The organism is Thiococcus pfennigii (assembly GCF_016583835.1).
Classification (GTDB): Bacteria; Pseudomonadota; Gammaproteobacteria; order Chromatiales; family Chromatiaceae; genus Thiococcus; species Thiococcus pfennigii.
Genome location: NZ_NRRW01000027.1, coordinates 1 through 16,144, shown reverse-complemented (window position 1 = coordinate 16,144; position 16,144 = coordinate 1). Strand labels below are relative to the sequence as shown.

Here is a 16,144-nt window from a genome sequence, read left to right as displayed (position 1 = left end):
CCACCGAAAGGGGGGGTCGCCCCAGACGTCGCGGTTCGACGACCCAAGCCAGACCAAAACACTCGGACTTGACCGACCTGCTCGACAGGGCTAACCTCGAACTGCGACCGCTCTCAATTCGCCGAGGCGCTTGGATTTTCCCATTCCGCGGGCGGCGCGATCCTGCCGTCGGCGCCTCGCCCCCTCGTGGAGGCCCCTATGAATCGATCCGCTCTGCCGAGGTTGGCATTGGCCGGGATCGTATCGCTGAGTATCCCCTCCGCCGTCGACGCGTTCGAGTGCCCGCCAGGCGCCCCACCGATCTGCGCCCCCGCCGCCGTGATCGAAGTCGTCGTTCCGAACCTCTTATCGACCGTGGCGCCTGGCGACGCGCCACTCGTACTTCGCACGACGACCTTGATCACCAACGCCTGGTTCGACGCGATCGCGCCCTACAGCGGCTGGACGGGCATCTACTCCAACCTGGGCAACCTGCCCGGTGGCGACAGCGAGCGGAACATCGCACTCCTGTACGCAAGCCATGAGGTGCTGCTCAGTCTGATGCCGCAGTTCGCGGCCGACTGGGACGGGATCCTCGTTGGATTCGGCCTCGATCCCCACGACGACGTGATCGACGACTCCCCGGCGGGGGTCGGCAACCGGGCCGGTGCCGCCCTGGTGGCGGCCCGAGAGCACGACGGCATGAATCAACTGGGCGATGCGAACGGGAGCTTGTACAACCGGCGCCCGTACGCCGATAGTACCGGCTACACCCCCGTCAACAAGGGCGAGCGCCTGATCAATCCCCGACGCTGGCAACCGGACACGTTGACCACGGGGAACGGCCTCTTCGTCACCCAGCAGTTCGTCACGCCACAGTGGGCAGAGACCCAGCCCTATAGCTACAGCGAGCCGACCCTGACGGCACCCTTCCCGTGGAAGAGCTATGCGGTGCGGCCGAACGGGGCCGCCTTACCGCCCTACAAGGCACAGGCTGACGAGGTGCTCGCCGTGCAGGCGGCACTCACCGACCGCCAGAAGCTTCTCGCGGAATTCTTCGACGACAAGATTCACAGCCTCGGCTTCTCTACGCTGGCAGCGACACTCGCACTCGGGCTCGATCTCGAGCAGTTCGTTCAACTGGACTTCCTCGTGAACGCGGCCGCCTTCGACACCGGGATCACGGTCTGGGACAACAAGCGCCGATACGACGCCGTGCGACCATTCTCGGCCATCGCCTACCTGTACCCGGAGACGACCATCACCGCCTGGGGCGGCCCCGGGGAGGGCACCGTGACCGACATAACAGGTGCGGAGTGGCGCCCCTACCTGCAGACCGCCAACCACCCCGAATATCCGTCGGCCAGTGCCAGCTTCTGCCGCGCGCACGCGACAGCGACGAGGCTCTACTTGGAGCAGATCATCGGACTCGCGCCGGATGCCGCGAACAACCTGTCCTACTGGACCCCGGCCATCCCCATCGCCGGCGCGCCGCTATCGGTGCCCACCGGCAAATCGCTCATCGAGCCCGGCGTGACCCCCGCGGCGGATACGATCCTCGGCTGGGATACCTGGGATGAGTTCTCCGAGGACTGCGGCATCAGCCGCCTGTGGGGCGGCGTGCATTTCTTCGACTCGATCCCCGCCGGCCAGGACATCGGCGAGCAGATCGGCACCGAGGTCTTCAACTGGTTGAAGGCGCGAATCGTAGGCACGTCGGGGGAGTGAGCCGCTACGCTCGCCCGGTCTTCGTGCCGCGCGGCCAACCCTCAGGAAGAGCAGCGCCCGCCAGGCCAGGACGTGGCGGCGGTGTGGACGGGCGAGTCCCTCGGGGCGTAACCCGACGGCGGGCTATGCGGCGCCCGCCGAGGCCGCTGTCGGGTTGCGGCGCGCGCGGGCCTGTCCCTTGTCGGCGACCGCGGTGCCGGCGCGCCTCACCCGACGGGCCGTGCCGGTCTTCGCCGGGGGCGTGGACCGACCATGCAAGGAAGGCCCACCCCTGGCCCTGGACCGACGCTGAGGTATCGCCACAAAATCGGCCGCGACGGCGAGTCGATACGCACTGGGAGCGCCGGCTTTCAGCCGGCTTCGCGCGGGGGCTCGATGACCCCGGCGCGCGACCTTCGGCGCTGGAGCCAGGAGATCACCGATGAGCGCCGCTGGATGGCCGGCCCCACACGTGCCCTCCTACCGGCCCTGACGCCGCCGACGCGGCATCGAGCCGCGACGGCGACGGGCCGGCTAGAAAGCCGGCGCTCCCAGTGAGCCGCGACGGCGACGAGCCGGCTGGAAAGCCGGCGCTCCCAGTGAGCCACGCGACGGCGAGATAGCCCAGATCGCGAGAGCCGGCTTCCGTCGGTCAGTCGACCTACGCCACGGCGGTTTACGCCCTTTATCCGGGGATACCTCTGGGACGGAGCCCTCGCTGGCCCGACACGGGGCCGCGCGTGTCAGGCAGCCCTCTCGTAGATCGGCGCCCCGACGCGGTCGATGTGGGCGCGCAGATCGGGGTTACCGATCTCCCGATATTGCGACAAGTCGACGGTGTAGGGCAGCAGCAGGTCGTCGATCTCCACCTCGATCTGCATGAGTTCCGCGAAGGGCATCGGGTCGCCCTTGATGGTCAGATCGATGTCCGACCCAGCGCGGTAATTGCCCTTGGCACGGGAGCCGTAGATGACCACGCTCGCGATGGCAGGATGCCGGACGAACACGCCCCTCAGTTTGTCCAGCGTGTCCGACGACAGGCCGAAAGGCGGTGCGCCGCTCATCGCAGATGCGCCTCCATCTCGGCCTCCAATGTCACGAAGAGGGGGAAGTAGTGCTGCACGATGGCCTCGACCAACCGCTCCGCCGTCTGCTCGTCATAGGTGTGCGAAGAGAGATTGCGACTCTGGATCATCGCCATCCATCCCTCACCGTCAGTGATGAGCGCCACCCGGAACGCCTCGCGGGTGGCGTCCCGCGACCCGCTGATCTGCTGATTTCCCTGATCCTGCAAATAGTCCTTTAGCAGGTTCCAGGCGAGTTCATGGGTGAACTCGAAGGCCTGAATCACGCCTTGCTTTTCTAAACGCGACAATTCGCGCTGCGCAATCAACTCGACCGCTTCCCGCAGTTGCCGCAACGCCTTTTGATAGCTCGCGAAACGCTGTTGCCAGCGGATGTCCCGATCATTCATCATCGATCACTGCCTTTCATACGGTGGTGGGTCGACAGGCAACACCGCGGATTAGGGCCTCACAGTAACCCTCGTCCACGCCGTGAGGGCACCGGCCAAGGCACATCGCCGGGTCTCGCCCTGCATGCAACCCTGGATCATGCAGCCGCGCTGCCTCGCCGTCCAGACGATCGCCGACCCCGATCATGGCGGATCCGTTCTGATCCGCCGGCGTCGCCTGCGCCGATGGCACGGCCCGTAGGTCGGGTTAGGCGCGCTGGCACGGCGGTCCGGGTCAAACAAAGGATGGCACGCGCCGTAACCCGACAGGGGCCTCGGAGGGCGCCACGGTGTCGGCCGTCGGGTTACGCCCCCGCGGGGGGCTAACCCGACCGACGGGCCGCGGCGCCGTGCGAGGGGGCGGGGTTGGGCGCGCTGGCACGGCGACCCAAATAAAACAAAGGATTGCGCGCGCCGGAACCCGGCAGCGGCGCTACTCGGAGCCGCGTTGCCGGCTGTCGGGTTACGGCGCGCGGGGCTAACCGGACCGCGTGTGCCGCCCGGTATGGGCCTCCGCGGCCGCCGTCTCGATCGCTGCGAGAGGCGAGCATTCGCCTGCGCACCACCCAGTCGAGGATCGACCGCCAACCCTTCACCCTCAGCGAAAAAGGCCGCAGAACGGATCAGCCCTGCGACCCCGATCATCGTGACTTGTGGGAGGGGTTCCTATAGCCTCTCTTCGCATGTCAGAGAATCGCACCCCGATCCTTTCTACCGTCGCCGTGTCCGACAAAGCTCGAGCCGTCATCCCAGCGGCCAGCCGCCGCGGACTCGGCATCGGCCCCGAGGCCAAGCTCGATTTCGAGCTCGAGGGCGACAGTGTCCGCGTGCGGCTGCGCAAGGCCATCCCGTCGTGGCGAGCGGAAGACGGCTCCGGCTCCCTGCGTTGCGACCTGCCCGGCGAGACGGGAGGCACCGATGAGCGTTGACGAAAGGACCCCCGCCATGCCGGAACCGCCGATGATCGAGATCCAGGATCTGCACAAGTGGTTCGACGACTTCCATGTGCTCAAGGGCATCGATCTGACGGTCGCGCGCGGCGAGCGGATCGTCATCTGCGGGCCGTCCGGGTCCGGCAAGTCGACGCTGATCCGCTGCATCAACCACCTCGAGACCCATCAGCGCGGGCGGATCGTCGTCGACGGCATCGAGCTCAACGAGAACCTGAAGCAGATCGAGCAGGTGCGCAGCGAGGTCGGCATGGTCTTCCAGCAATTCAACCTGTTCCCGCACCTGACGGTCCTGGAGAACTGCTGCCTGGCCCCGATCTGGGTGCGCAAGGTGCCGCGCCGCGAGGCCGAGCGGGCCGCGATGGCCTACCTGGAGCGGGTGCGGATCCCGGAACAGGCCGACAAGTATCCAGGCCAGCTCTCCGGCGGCCAGCAGCAGCGCGTCGCGATCGCCCGCAGCCTGTGCATGAATCCGCGCATCATGCTCTTCGACGAGCCGACCTCGGCGCTCGACCCGGAGATGATCAAGGAGGTCCTCGACGTCATGGTCGAACTCGCCCAAGAGGGCATGACCATGCTCTGCGTGACGCACGAGATGGGTTTCGCGCGCACCGTCGCCGACCGCGTGATCTTCATGGACGGCGGCGAGATCGTCGAGGCTGCCCCGCCCGAGACCTTCTTCGCCAATCCGCGCCAGGAACGCACCCGGGCCTTCCTCGGCCAAATCCTCTGACGCCGCTGGAGCTTCCTTGTTGTCGCCGATGGCGAATCGGCCGCATGGGCAGAACCTTCAGCCGCACGACGGCCACGGCCCTGGCCGTCTGGCCGTTGCGGGCGAGGCTGTATCGACAGCGAGCATTGCAGCTGAAGCCGCACCTACACCACACCTACACCGCGATCGGGACCCGTTGTGGGCGGACGCCGATGGCGTCGTCTCATTCGATCTTCGGCCAGCGCACGGACCGCATCGACGCGGCGATCGCCGCGTCGATGCTTGCCATCGATGAAGGGTTCATGACAGGCTTGGAGGCGGGGTATCGCCTCACTGCAATGGCGCGACTGGCCCACCGAGCCACGATCGATCAGGGGTAGAGCATGAAGTGTAGTGCGGGTCGGGACTTCTCCGCGTGGGCCTTCGTGATGGTGGCCATCATCGCCGCCGTCGTCACCTTCGTCACCTGGCTGACCCTGTCGCTGAGCGACGTCGACCGCACGGTGCAGATCGGCGGGAGCGCGCTCGTCTTCCTGGCCGTCGGGGGCACCCTGCTCCACTATGTCCTGAGCTGCATGCGACGCCACCGCGCCCAGGGCCGGTCCCGCCAGTAGCCGCTTCGTCGACCCTCAGCGGCTGAAGGTGACCCGGTCGCGCAGATAGACGGGTAACGCCGCCTCGGCGGCGACACCGCCTTCGCGGGCGAAGAGGTCCGCAGCCAGGTGCGCGACGTCCTGCGCCTCGCAGAAGACCTCGGCCAGCTCCCCGGTCAACCGCCCTGCCAGGCGCGCGTGCAGCGCCGCGCGATGGGCCTGCCAGCCGCTGCCGACCCCGTACCAATCGGCGTCCGCCGGTACAGGCACCGCCTCCGGGGCTAGAACGGCCTCATCGCCGACGAGCTCTGGCGCCCCGTCCGCCGCAAGCCGGTAGGCCCCCCAGTAGACCTGATCCATGCGCGCGTCGATGGCGACCAGGCAGCGCCGCACACCCTGTTGTCGGAAGGCGCCGTGCGCCGTGGCGGCCAACGTCGAGACGGGCACGACCGGCAGGTCGGCGCCGAAGGCCGCGCCCTGGACCACAGCGGTCGCGATGCGCACGCCGGTGAAGGAGCCGGGGCCGCGCGCGAAGGCGAGCGCATCGAGCCCGGCGAGGCGCAGCCCGGCCTCGGCGAGGAGCCCGTCGGCCATCGCGAGCACCAGCTCGCCGTGGCGGCGCGGCACCCGTTCTAGACGCTGGCGCACGTCGCCGTCGCACCAGAGCGCGACCGAGCAGGCCTCGCCGGAGGTATCGAAGGCCAGAAGCTTCATGGGGCTGTCACCTGTTCTGCGTAGTTCGAGACGGTTGGGTCAGGCTGGGATGGGTCGCTCAACGCCGACCTCCTCGCCGGGCGCATCGACGAAGAAGGCCGCGACCTCTGCCGCATCGCGCGTGCGGGCCATCGGCGGCAGGCTCTCGAGGAAGCGTCGGCCGTAGGAGCGGGTCAGCAGGCGCGGATCGCAGACGACGAGGACGCCGCGATCGCCCTGGTCGCGGATCAGGCGCCCGGCGCCCTGCTTGAGGGCGATGACCGCCTGCGGCAGCTGAAAGTCCTGAAACGGATTGCCGCCGCGCCGGCGCAGCGCCTCGATGCGCGCGGCCATGACCGGATCGCCGGGCGAGGCGAAGGGCAGCTTGTCGATCAGCACGCAGGAGAGCGCCTCGCCGCGCACGTCGACCCCTTCCCAGAAGCTCGCGCTGCCGAGCAGCACGGCATTGCCGAGCTGAGCGAAGCGCTCGAGCAGCTCGGCACGCGGGGCGCTGCCCTGGACGAGGAGCGGGAACGGCAGCCGCCGCTCCAGCAGGGCCGCCGCCTCGCGCAACGCCCGATGGCTCGTGAAGAGTAGAAAGGCCCGACCGCGGCTCGCCGTCAGGATCTCGACGGCCAGCTCGACGACCGCGCGCGTGTAGCCGGGCGAGGCCGGATCCGGCAGGCCGCTCGGGATATACCAGAGGGCCTGCCGGGGATAGTCGAACGGGCTGTCCCAGCGCTCGGTGCGGGCCGCAGGGATCCCGAGCCGGCGGCTGAAGTGACCGAAATCGTCGCCGACCGCGAGCGTCGCCGACGTGAAGATCCAGGCGACCTGGCCGCGGGCGAAGTGGGCCTCGAACTGGCCCGCGACCTCCAGCGGCGTCTGGTGCAGGCGAAAGCCGCGGCCCTGGGTCTCGAACCAGCGCACGTCCTCCCCGCCGCCGCCGGTCAGGGCCGCGAGGCGCTCGGCGAGCTCGGTGCCGCGCGCCAGGCAATTGTCGAGCCCCTTACCGCGACCGGCGAGCACCTCGAGGTCCTGTCGCAGGCCGTCGAGGCACATGGCCAGGCCCTCCAGGGCGGCGAGGGTCGCCCGATCGGCCTCGAGCGCCTGCCAGGGACCGCGCCGATCGACCTCGCCCAGCGCCAGGCGCAACCCCTGCACGGCGCTGCGCAGGTCGCCGGCGGCCCCGCTCAGGGCCGGCGTGTCGGGGGCCTCGCGACGCTGCTCGAGCTCGAGGTCGCGGGCCAGGTCGAGCAGCTGTCGGCCGCTCAGCGACAGCCCGAAGAAGGCGCTGGCGATCTCGGGCAGTTGGTGGGCCTCGTCGATGATGACGCAGTCGGCCCCGGGCAGGATCTCGCCGAAGCCCTCGTCCTTCAAGGCCAGATCGGCGCAGAGGAGGTGGTGGTTGACGACCACCAGGTCCGCCTCTTGGGCGCGCCGCCGGGCCTCGACCAGATGGCAGGCACCCCAGTCGGGGCAGTCCTGGCCGAGACAGTTGTCGCTGGTCGAGGTGACGGCCGGCCAGACCCGCGCCTCCTCCGGCAAGCCGGCCTCGGCGATGTCACCGCGCCGGGTGACCGCCGCCCACTGCCGGACCCGGGCGAGTTCGGCGCGCCACTGCGGATCGACGAAACGTTCGTCCTGTTCGGCGGCGTCGAGGCGATAGCGGCACAGGTAGTTGGCCCGCCCCTTGAGGAGGGCGACGTCGACCGGGCGGTGCAGAAGCCTGCGCACGCGTGGCAGGTCGCGATGAAAGAGCTGATCCTGGAGGTTGCGGGTGCCGGTCGAGACCAGCACCCTGCGCCCCGAAAGCAGCGCCGGCACCAGATACGCGAAGGTCTTGCCGGTACCCGTGCCGGCCTCGCAGATCAGGATGCCGCCCTCGGCGAGGGTCTCGGCGACGGCCTCGGCCATCGCCTGTTGCTGGGGGCGGTGGCCGAAGCCCGGCAGGTGCCCGCAGAGGAGACCCTCCGCGCCGAAGATCGCGGCCAGATCGTCCATCGCTCAACGCCGCCGGGCGGCGGATGGCGCACGACCGGCCGACGGCCGGGCGGGCCGCGCCATCAGCCGCCGCGGGCCAAGCGATCGGCCTCGGCGGCACCGGCGGCGTCGCCGGCGCTGCGCCGGGCGACGGCGATCATGGCCCAGTTGTCCTGCTTGAGGCTCGGCTCATCGCCGGCCAGGGAGTTGGAACGCGCCGCCAGGTTACCCGCCTGGCTGATCAGGCCCTGCTCGAGGCGCACCCGGGCCAGACGATTCCAGAGATAGGCCGACTGCGGCTCGATGCGTAGCGCCCGCTCCAGCGAGGCCGCCGCCCCGGCATAGTCCCGGGCTTGACGCTGCTGTTCGGCCCGCTGGGTCAGCGACTGGGCCGCTGCCGGCATCTGCGGGGCCTCGGCGACGTCCGGCACCGACGGCGGCACGGCCGAGGCGACCTCGCTCGGCGCGTCGGCCGTCCCGGACCTGGTCGGCTCGGCGGCGGTCTCGGGGCGGGGCAGTGCGCCCGGGGCGGTCGGGGCCTCTGCCGCCGGCCCTTCGTCGATCGTGCTCGGCGCCTTGTAGGCATAGACGGACGCGACCTCGGGCTCCGGCTCCACGGGCCGCACGGGCGTTGCCTGGGTCGGGGGGCTCGTCGGCGCGCTGACGATCGGGGCCGGCGGCCCCGTACGGATCGGAGTGGCGCAGGCGGTGAGCCCAGCGACGGCGAGACAGAGGATGGCGGTTCGAATCATGGCTGACCTCAGAATCCCGGGAGGAACAGATTCCGTCCCTGTGAATGGCGCCAGGGGCGCCGCTCGGGTTCATCCTCCGCCTTCTCGTCCCCAGACCGCGCAGGCTGGTCCTCGGGGGCCGCGCCGGCGCCGCAGTCGGATCGAGCGGTCGGGACGCTGCCGCGCGCGACGGGGATGACGATGGCCCGCTGGCAACCCTCGCCCGCGAGCAGACCATTGACGCGATCCACGCGCACGATCTCGATGCCATCGGGTACGAAATCGGCGAGTGGTTCGTTGTCGATGGCCGTCATGATGTCGCCCCAGACGGGCAATGCGCCACTGCTGCCGCTCAGCTTGGTCGGGAGATTGTCGTCGCGCCCCACCCAGACCGCGGCGACCCGGTTGCCGCTGAAGCCGGCGAACCAGCTGTCGCGCAGATCGTCGGTCGTCCCCGTCTTGCCCGCCATCGTCATGCCCTCGGGCAGCCGCGCGGCCAGCGACCGGGCCGTGCCCTCCTGGACGACCTTCTGCATCGCCCAGGTCGTCAGATAGACCGACTGCGGATCGGCGACGGCCTCGACGGCCAGCGGGTAGCGGTTCAACGGCCGGCCGGTGGCGTCGACCACCTCGCGGATCGCCCGCAGCGGCGAGCGGAAGCCGCCGGCGGCGATCGTATGGTAGACCTGCGCGACCTCCAGCGGCGTCAACGACACCGACCCCAGGAGGATCGCCGGCACCACCGGAAAGCGCCGCGCGGCACCCAGGTCGGTCAGCGTCTGGGCCACCTCGCGCACGCCCAGGTCGAGGCCCAGGTTGACGGTGGCCAGATTCAGCGAGCGGGCCAGTGCACTGTAGAGCGGCACAGCGCCATAGACCTTATGGTCGTAGTTCTTCGGTTCCCAGCGACTGCCGTCGCCGGCCGGGATACTGACCGGGGCGTCCTTCAGCGGTGTTGCGAGCGTATATCGGTCGCGGTGCGAGAGGGCCGTCAGATAGATGGCCGGCTTGACCAGCGAGCCGATCGAGCGGACCGCATCCAGCGCCCGGTTGAAGCCGGCGTAGCCCGGATCGCGCCCGCCGACCAGGGCCAGCACCTCGGCCTGGGCGACGGAGGCGACGATCGCGGCCGTCTCGAGCGTCCCGACCTGAAAGCCGCGCGCACCATCGAGCTGCGGCAGTCGCTTGGTGACCGCCGCCTCGACCTCGGCCTGGATCGGCAGGTCCAGCGTCGTGAAGATATTGAGCCCCTCCGAGCGCAGGTCCTCCTCGCGGTAGTCGCGCTGGAGCTGCCGGCGCACGAGCTGTAGGAAGGCCGGATAGTCGCCGGTCGGCCGTCCACCGCCGGCACGCAGGCTGATGGGCGTACGCTTGGCCTGCTCGGCCGCCTCACGCCCGATGACCCCCTCCTGGACCATCAGGTCGATGACCAGGTTGCGCCGATCCAACGCCCGTTCCGGGTAGCGCCTGGGATCGTAGCGCGACGGCCCCTTGATTAGGCCGACCAGCAGGGCCGTCTCGGCGATGCCGAGTTCATCGAGCGAACGATCGAAGTAGAAGTGGCTCGCAAGGCCGAAGCCGTGGATTGCGCGCCGCCCGTCCTGACCGAGGAAGATCTCGTTGGCGTAGGCCTCGAGGATCTGGTCCTTCGTGTAGCGACGCTCCAGCAGGATGGCCATATAGGCCTCGTTGAGCTTGCGCTCCCAGGTCCGTTCATGGGTCAAGTAGAAGTTCTTGACGAGCTGCTGGGTCAGCGTGCTGGCCCCCTCGACGACCCCACCGGCGCGCAGGTTGCGCCAGAGCGCCCGGGCGATCGCGCGCGGGTCGACGCCGAAATGGCTGAAGAAGTCGCGGTCCTCGACCGCCACGAGGGCGTTCACCAGCAGGTCCGGCAGATCCGTGCGCCGCACCAGGATGCGGTCTTCATTGTGCGTCGGGTAGATGCTCGCGATCAGGGCGGCATCGAGGCGCACGAGCGGCAGGTCGGTGCCGCCCTCCGCATCCCCGAGGGCGCTGATCCGACCATCGGCGAACGACACGGCCAGGAGCCGGCTCGGCTCGGGCCCATCCCAGAACCGGAACGCACGGGTACGCACCAGGGCCCGATCGCCGCCAAGGCTATAGCTGCCCGGGCGCTCCGGGGCCGCGAGGGCGCGGTAGTTGAGCCGCTCGAGCTCGGCCCGGAGCAGCTGCGGGGTCAGCTGCCGCCCGACATAGAGTTCCATCGGCTGGGCGTAGACGCGCGCCGGCAGCGCCCAGCGCTTGCCCTCGAACTTCGCGCGCACGACGCGATCGAGGTGGATGCCGTAGAGGGCGAGCGCCAGCCCCCCGGCGAGCGCGACCAACAGGGTCCAGCGCAGCAGGAAGAGGGTGAACCTCGGGTGCCGTCGGGTCCGAGCCTTGGTCTTGGGGCGCCGTGTCGGGCGGCGCGTCGAGCTGCTCGGGCGGGTCGGTCGTTTCGTCTTGGCCACGGCCTACCTGCCCTGGCGAGGCGCAGATCGCGGCGGGGAAGGGGGAGAACTGCAGGACATGGGGTTGGAATTCGCTCGTCGTTCCGTTGATGATCCGGCCGTTATAGTCACATTTGCCGGGGCCGCAGACAACCGCGGATCCGCGCCCCGCGCGGTGCGTCTCAGGTCTTGATGCCGACCCCGCGCCGCAGCAGGTGCAGGCAGACCAGCGTCAGCCCGACGATGAAGACCATCACGATCGCGAAGGCCACCCCGAGCGGGATGTCGCTCACACCCAGGAGTCCGTAGCGGAAGGCATTGATCATGTAGAGGATCGGATTGGCGAGCGACACCGATTGCCAGAACGGCGGCAGCAGGTCGATCGAGTAGAAGACGCCGCCGAGGTAGGTCAGCGGGGTCAGGATGAAGGTCGGCACGATCGAGATGTCGTCGAAGCTGTTGGCGAAAATCGCGTTGATGAAGCCGGCCAGCGCGAACAGGACCGCCGTCAGCAGGAAGACGACGAGGGTGATGCCGACGCTGTGGATGCGGATGTCGGTGAAGAGCATCGCCACCGTGATCACCGCGACGCCGACGAGCAGGCCGCGCGCGACGCCGCCCGCGACATAGCCGGCGAGGATCACCCAGTTCGGCGCCGGCGAGACCAGCATCTCCTCGATGAAGCGCGAGAACTTGCTGCTGTAGAAGGACGAGACGACGTTGGCGTACGTGTTCGTGATGACCGCCATCAGCACGAGGCCCGGGACGATGAAGTCGAGGTAGGGATACCCGTCCATCGGCCCGATCCGCTCGCCGATCAGGCGGCCGAAGATCACGAAGTACAGCGCCGTCGTGATCACCGACGGCAGGACCGTCTGGACCCAGATGCGCGAGAAGCGCAGCACCTCCTTGACCAGGATCGTGGTCAAGGTCACCCGGTAGCGCTGCCAGCGGCTCACCGGGCGTCCTCCCGAGCAGCGGCCTCGCGCCCGTCGACCATGTCGAGGAACAGCCGTTCCAGGCGGTTCTGCTTGTTGCGCAGGCTCAGGACCTCGATGCCGTTGCGCGAGAGGGCCTCGAACAGACCATTGATCGTGTGGTCGCGCGTGATCTCGACCTCCAGCGTGCCGTCGTCGAGGTGCTGGAAGACGAAGCCATCGAGCTGCGGTAGCTCGGCGATGCGCCCCTTGAGGTTCAATACGAAGGTCTCGGTCCGCAAGCGTGCGAGCATCTCGCCCATCTCGACGCGCTCGGTGATCTCGCCGCGGTTGATGATCGCAACGTCGCGGCAGAGGCTCTCGGCCTCCTCCAGATAGTGAGTCGTCAGGATGATGGTCGTCCCCTCGCGGTTGAGCCGTCGCAGGAACTCCCACATCGAGCGGCGGATCTCGATATCGACACCGGCCGTCGGCTCGTCGAGGATCAGCAGGCGCGGCTCGTGCACCAGGGCGCGCGCGATCATCGTGCGCCGCTTGAGACCGCCGGAGAGGCGGCGCATCTCGGTATGGCGCCGGCCCCACAGATCGAGCTGGCGCAGCGAGCGCTCGGCACGCCGCATCGCCTCGCGCCGCGGGATCCCATAGTAGCCGGCCTGGTTGAGGACCACCTCGAGCACCGGCAGGAACAGGTTGAAGTTGTACTCCTGCGGGACCAGACCGAGGCAGGTCTTGACCGCCTCGGGGTCGCGGTCGAGATCGTGACCGAAGACCTCGACGGTGCCGGCGCTCTTGTTCACGAGCGAGGTCACGATGCCGATCAGCGTCGACTTGCCGGCCCCGTTGGGGCCGAGCAGCGCGAAGAAGTCGCCCTCCTCGACCGTCAGGTCGACGCCCTTCAGGGCCTGGAAGCCGCCGCGATAGGTCTTGGTCAGGCCGCGCACGGCGAGCGCCGGCACCCGAGACGAACGGGCACCGTCGGCGTGCGTCGACGGGGGGGCGCTGGTGACTGGCATAGAGGCCCGCTAAGCTAACGATGCCCGGCCGGCTTTTCAACCTACGAGCGGCAGTTGGACGGTGCCCGAGGTGCGCCGCGCGGGGTGTCCGGCAAGGCACGAGGAGGCGCAATCGCCAAACCATTGCCACGACTCGGAACACCGCCGGGCGCCGCGCGCGACCTGCATCGGGCGTCGTATTGGCCTTCACCTAGCTGGCGAGCAGGACCCACATGAAGCCTCTTTACGGTTTCAACGATTTCCAGCCATGATGAAGCGGTCAACTGCCGTTCTTAGGTTCAACCACCGGCAGGCCGCGCCGAGCGCCATCGGCACCGTCACTCGGATCCCGCGCCATGGCCCAGACCGATACCCCAACCGACCCACCAGCGCACCCACCGCTGCGTGCCCAGGCCATCCTCCTCGGCCGCCACCTCGATCCGCGCGGCCTCGCGCTGCGCAGCCCGCAGGCGACCAATCCCCCGCTGGTCGAGGTCCCCGGCGGCGGCCAGGCGGTGCTGCTGCGCTCTGGGGCATTGGTCCTCTTCGGCGTCGCCCAGGCCGACGAGTGCCGACTGATCGAACGGCTCGCCCCGTTCGTCTCCGACCCCTTGCCGAACCCGGAGGTCGAGACCCTCGAGATTCTGCTCGCCCCCGGGCGCCCAGCCGCCTTCGACCAGGGCCGCCTGGTGCTCGCGCAGGCAGACCCGCCGCGCCTCCAGGTCATCGCCTCGGTACTCGGCAAGAGCGTCCTCCTCGCCGAGCAGGAGGCGCGCGTCGCGAGCACCTTCGAGCGCATCGAGCCGCTCGCCGAAGAGCTGCAGAGCCATGGACGCGGCGCACATCGCGCCGGCGGCCTGATCCGCCACATCGGCGAGACCCTGCTGATCCAGCACCGAATGGTCGCCCGCGGCGAGGTCGGCGACAAACCGGACATCCTCTGGGAACACCCGGAGCTCGAGGGCCTGTTCCTGCTCATGGAGGGCGAGTACGAGATCCGCGAGCGCCAGCTGATCCTCGAACGCAAGCTGGAGCTCATCAACGCGACCGCCGGCACCCTGCTCGACCTCCTGCAGAGCAAGCGCTCGCTGCGGGTCGAGTGGTACATCGTCATCCTGATCGTCGTCGAGATCCTCCTGACCCTCTACGAACTCTTCATCCACGGGCACGGCGTCGGCGCCTGATCGGGTGCCGACAGGGACGTGGGCGAATTGCCGGGCGCTATGGCTGGCGCGGATCGTCACCACCTGTGAGAGAGCGGCACAGCCGATGCCGACGATCCACGACGACCAACACGGCCACGAGGACCCTTGCATGAAGACTGCCCTTCGCCACCATCCCGCCGCACTCGCGCTGACGGCCCTGCTCGCGTTCGCCGCCCCGGCCGCGGCCGGGCTGCCGGCGGTGACCGTCTACAAGACCCCGACCTGCGGCTGCTGCACGGCCTGGGCCGACCACCTGAGCGCCAACGGCTTCGAGGTGAACACCATCGATCTGCCCGACCTCGGTCGCCTCAAGGCCGTCGCCGGTATCGACGCGGAGCTGGCCTCCTGCCACACGGCGATGGTCGACGGGTACGTGATCGAGGGCCATGTGCCGGCCGGCGACATCGAACGGCTGCTCGCCGACCGCCCGCCGGTGCGTGGCCTCACCGTGCCGGGCATGCCGCTCGGCTCGCCGGGCATGGAGGGACCGCGCGCCGAGCCCTACCAGGTCCTGATGATCGACGCCGACGGGGGCACGAGCGTCTTCGCCGAACACTGATGCATCCCGGGCGCCCGAGCCACGCGGAGCCGAGGCCGTGAGACCCCTCGAGGGGGCCTCGCCTCCCCCACCTGCACGGCAGGCCGCGCGATCGGGACGAGCGGCGGACCTCGGCCGAACGCCGGGATTTCCGCGGCCTGGGACCCGCGGGCGACCTGGAACGGTTTCGCGCTCGGCGTACGATCGTCGCGCCGTGCTCGTGGTTTCGGGCCGCCGTCGGCCTGCGTTCGGTGCTCGACTCTGACGAACTGTTCGACGGTGCCCCCGATCTGAGATCACAGACAAGGAACGGCGCGGAAAGGCCTTGACCATAACTCCGACCATCCCGGGGACTACAAGAGCCCGCGCCGGATAGAGTCCGCTGTGCGGACCAACGGCGCCTTGGTCAGACCTATGATCGACGCCGCGCGGAAACAACCGACACAAGCACGAGGAAGACAAGGAACTACGAAATGCACGAAAGTCGCGAAAAACGGCAGATTATCCCGCATATATCCCGCCTTTCCGCGAGTTTCGCGTGTTTCGTAGTTTGAACAAAATGCGCCGCTTGTTTTTGAGTTGTCACTAAGCTCTGTGGTCTCTGTGTTCTCGCTGGTCTGTGAAGAGGCCAAGTAACGACGACAACCGCCATGCAACATGCCTACAAACAAACGCTCTACGAACAGCTCGTGGCCCTTCCGGAGGGTTTGACCGGAGAGATCCTCAACGGGCAATTGCACACCCAGCCACGGCCGGCAGGTCCGCATGCACTGACCGAGTCGAACCTCCAGATCGAGATCGGCGGACCCTTCGGCAAGGGGCGCGGCGGGCCAGGCGGCTGGTGGATCCTCGTCGAACCGGAGATCCACTTCGTCACCGATCGGGAGGTCGCAGTCCCCGACCTGGCGGGTTGGCGCAAGGAGCGCATGCCCAAGATCCCCGAAGGCCATCGCTTCGAGGTCGTCCCAGACTGGATCTGCGAGGTCCTCTCGCCATCCACGGCGAGCAAGGACCGCGAGATCAAGATGCCCATCTAGTGCCTGGACGGAAAGTCGTTTTCAATCGCAAGAACAATGCCTTATAATCGAATCGGGCACCGGAAGTCGAGCGGCCGGAAGCCGTCTGGGCCCACGGCGCCGCCGCTAACTGCCTGATTGTTC

At 68.8% G+C, this 16,144-nt stretch carries 15 protein-coding genes and 1 pseudogene; 8 read left to right on the top strand and 8 right to left on the bottom strand.

Annotation, left to right across the window (positions count from 1 at the left end; genetic code table 11):
* The first annotated feature begins 396 nt into the window (after nucleotides 1-396).
* Nucleotides 397-1,707, top strand: coding sequence for a vanadium-dependent haloperoxidase (locus CKO41_RS10385; RefSeq protein ID WP_200249935.1), 1,311 nt, complete (start codon nucleotides 397-399; stop codon nucleotides 1,705-1,707).
* Between the two features lie 722 nt (nucleotides 1,708-2,429).
* On the opposite strand, the gene CKO41_RS10380 is transcribed toward CKO41_RS10385, so the two are convergent.
* Nucleotides 2,430-2,750, bottom strand: coding sequence for a nucleotidyltransferase domain-containing protein (locus tag CKO41_RS10380; RefSeq protein ID WP_200249933.1), 321 nt, complete (start codon nucleotides 2,748-2,750; stop codon nucleotides 2,430-2,432).
* Nucleotides 2,747-3,160 (bottom strand): nucleotidyltransferase substrate binding protein, encoded by a 414-nt coding sequence (locus CKO41_RS10375; protein WP_200249985.1) that lies wholly within the window; start codon nucleotides 3,158-3,160, stop codon nucleotides 2,747-2,749. Before CKO41_RS10375 ends, CKO41_RS10380 begins: the two co-directional genes overlap by 4 nt.
* A 761-nt stretch (nucleotides 3,161-3,921) precedes the next feature.
* Here CKO41_RS10375 and CKO41_RS10370 point away from each other — a divergent pair.
* The 4 genes from CKO41_RS10370 to CKO41_RS10355 are packed head-to-tail and all read left to right on the top strand — an operon-like array spanning nucleotide 3,922 to nucleotide 5,475.
* Nucleotides 3,922-4,128, top strand: a complete 207-nt coding sequence (locus CKO41_RS10370; protein WP_338115564.1) for an AbrB/MazE/SpoVT family DNA-binding domain-containing protein — start codon at nucleotides 3,922-3,924, stop codon at nucleotides 4,126-4,128.
* A gap of 16 nt (nucleotides 4,129-4,144) precedes the next feature.
* Nucleotides 4,145-4,882 (top strand): amino acid ABC transporter ATP-binding protein, encoded by a 738-nt coding sequence (locus tag CKO41_RS10365; protein ID WP_476718490.1) that lies wholly within the window; start codon nucleotides 4,145-4,147, stop codon nucleotides 4,880-4,882.
* Between the two features lie 44 nt (nucleotides 4,883-4,926).
* Nucleotides 4,927-5,241, top strand: coding sequence for a hypothetical protein (locus tag CKO41_RS10360; RefSeq protein WP_200382159.1), 315 nt, complete (start codon nucleotides 4,927-4,929; stop codon nucleotides 5,239-5,241).
* Nucleotides 5,242-5,244: 3 nt separating this feature from the next.
* Entirely contained in the window at nucleotides 5,245-5,475 is a 231-nt protein-coding gene (locus tag CKO41_RS10355) for a hypothetical protein (RefSeq protein ID WP_200382157.1), read from the top strand.
* Nucleotides 5,476-5,490: 15 nt separating this feature from the next.
* On the opposite strand, the gene tsaB is transcribed toward CKO41_RS10355, so the two are convergent.
* From tsaB to CKO41_RS10325, 6 genes are all read right to left on the bottom strand, one after another.
* Entirely contained in the window at nucleotides 5,491-6,168 is a 678-nt protein-coding gene (gene tsaB / locus CKO41_RS10350; RefSeq protein WP_200382156.1) for a tRNA (adenosine(37)-N6)-threonylcarbamoyltransferase complex dimerization subunit type 1 TsaB, read from the bottom strand.
* Nucleotides 6,169-6,207: 39 nt separating this feature from the next.
* Nucleotides 6,208-8,151 carry a DNA repair helicase YoaA gene (gene yoaA / locus CKO41_RS10345; RefSeq protein WP_200382155.1) on the bottom strand — a complete coding sequence of 648 codons (1,944 nt, stop codon included), beginning with the start codon at nucleotides 8,149-8,151 and terminating at the stop codon, nucleotides 6,208-6,210.
* A 62-nt stretch (nucleotides 8,152-8,213) separates the two neighbouring features.
* Nucleotides 8,214-8,882, bottom strand: a complete 669-nt coding sequence (locus CKO41_RS10340; protein WP_200382154.1) for a tetratricopeptide repeat protein — start codon at nucleotides 8,880-8,882, stop codon at nucleotides 8,214-8,216.
* An 8-nt stretch (nucleotides 8,883-8,890) separates the two neighbouring features.
* Nucleotides 8,891-11,332: a penicillin-binding protein 1B gene (gene mrcB / locus CKO41_RS10335; protein WP_200382153.1), complete on the bottom strand. Its 2,442-nt coding sequence runs from the start codon at nucleotides 11,330-11,332 to the stop codon at nucleotides 8,891-8,893.
* 161 nt (nucleotides 11,333-11,493) lie between these two features.
* Nucleotides 11,494-12,270 carry an ABC transporter permease gene (locus CKO41_RS10330; RefSeq protein ID WP_200252887.1) on the bottom strand — a complete coding sequence of 259 codons (777 nt, stop codon included), beginning with the start codon at nucleotides 12,268-12,270 and terminating at the stop codon, nucleotides 11,494-11,496.
* Nucleotides 12,267-13,262 (bottom strand): ABC transporter ATP-binding protein, encoded by a 996-nt coding sequence (locus tag CKO41_RS10325; protein ID WP_207143974.1) that lies wholly within the window; start codon nucleotides 13,260-13,262, stop codon nucleotides 12,267-12,269. Before CKO41_RS10325 ends, CKO41_RS10330 begins: the two co-directional genes overlap by 4 nt.
* A gap of 335 nt (nucleotides 13,263-13,597) precedes the next feature.
* Here CKO41_RS10325 and CKO41_RS10320 point away from each other — a divergent pair, with 335 nt between their 5' ends.
* The 3 genes and pseudogenes from CKO41_RS10320 to CKO41_RS10310 all read left to right on the top strand — a co-directional run.
* Nucleotides 13,598-14,425, top strand: a complete 828-nt coding sequence (locus CKO41_RS10320; RefSeq protein ID WP_200382152.1) for an RMD1 family protein — start codon at nucleotides 13,598-13,600, stop codon at nucleotides 14,423-14,425.
* 130 nt (nucleotides 14,426-14,555) lie between these two features.
* The gene (locus CKO41_RS10315; RefSeq protein ID WP_200382151.1) at nucleotides 14,556-15,005 is read left to right on the top strand and encodes a DUF411 domain-containing protein; all 450 of its coding nucleotides are present in this window, start codon (nucleotides 14,556-14,558) and stop codon (nucleotides 15,003-15,005) included.
* 629 nt (nucleotides 15,006-15,634) lie between these two features.
* A pseudogene (locus CKO41_RS10310) lies at nucleotides 15,635-16,018 on the top strand (Uma2 family endonuclease); the annotation flags it as partial.
* Nucleotides 16,019-16,144 lie beyond the last annotated feature (126 nt).

Bases quoted from the DNA above. Each gene is read 5' to 3' on its own strand.
- CKO41_RS10365 (WP_476718490.1), top strand. From the start codon at position 4,145: ATGCCGGAACCGCCGATGATCGAGATCCAGGATCTGCACAAGTGGTTC.
- CKO41_RS10325 (WP_207143974.1), bottom strand. From the start codon at position 13,262: ATGCCAGTCACCAGCGCCCCCCCGTCGACGCACGCCGACGGTGCCCGT.
- CKO41_RS10340 (WP_200382154.1), bottom strand. From the start codon at position 8,882: ATGATTCGAACCGCCATCCTCTGTCTCGCCGTCGCTGGGCTCACCGCC.
- CKO41_RS10375 (WP_200249985.1), bottom strand. From the start codon at position 3,160: ATGAATGATCGGGACATCCGCTGGCAACAGCGTTTCGCGAGCTATCAA.
- CKO41_RS10360 (WP_200382159.1), top strand. From the start codon at position 4,927: ATGGGCAGAACCTTCAGCCGCACGACGGCCACGGCCCTGGCCGTCTGG.
- tsaB (WP_200382156.1), bottom strand. From the start codon at position 6,168: ATGAAGCTTCTGGCCTTCGATACCTCCGGCGAGGCCTGCTCGGTCGCG.
- CKO41_RS10380 (WP_200249933.1), bottom strand. From the start codon at position 2,750: ATGAGCGGCGCACCGCCTTTCGGCCTGTCGTCGGACACGCTGGACAAA.
- CKO41_RS10355 (WP_200382157.1), top strand. From the start codon at position 5,245: ATGAAGTGTAGTGCGGGTCGGGACTTCTCCGCGTGGGCCTTCGTGATG.
- yoaA (WP_200382155.1), bottom strand. From the start codon at position 8,151: ATGGACGATCTGGCCGCGATCTTCGGCGCGGAGGGTCTCCTCTGCGGG.
- CKO41_RS10315 (WP_200382151.1), top strand. From the start codon at position 14,556: ATGAAGACTGCCCTTCGCCACCATCCCGCCGCACTCGCGCTGACGGCC.
- CKO41_RS10320 (WP_200382152.1), top strand. From the start codon at position 13,598: ATGGCCCAGACCGATACCCCAACCGACCCACCAGCGCACCCACCGCTG.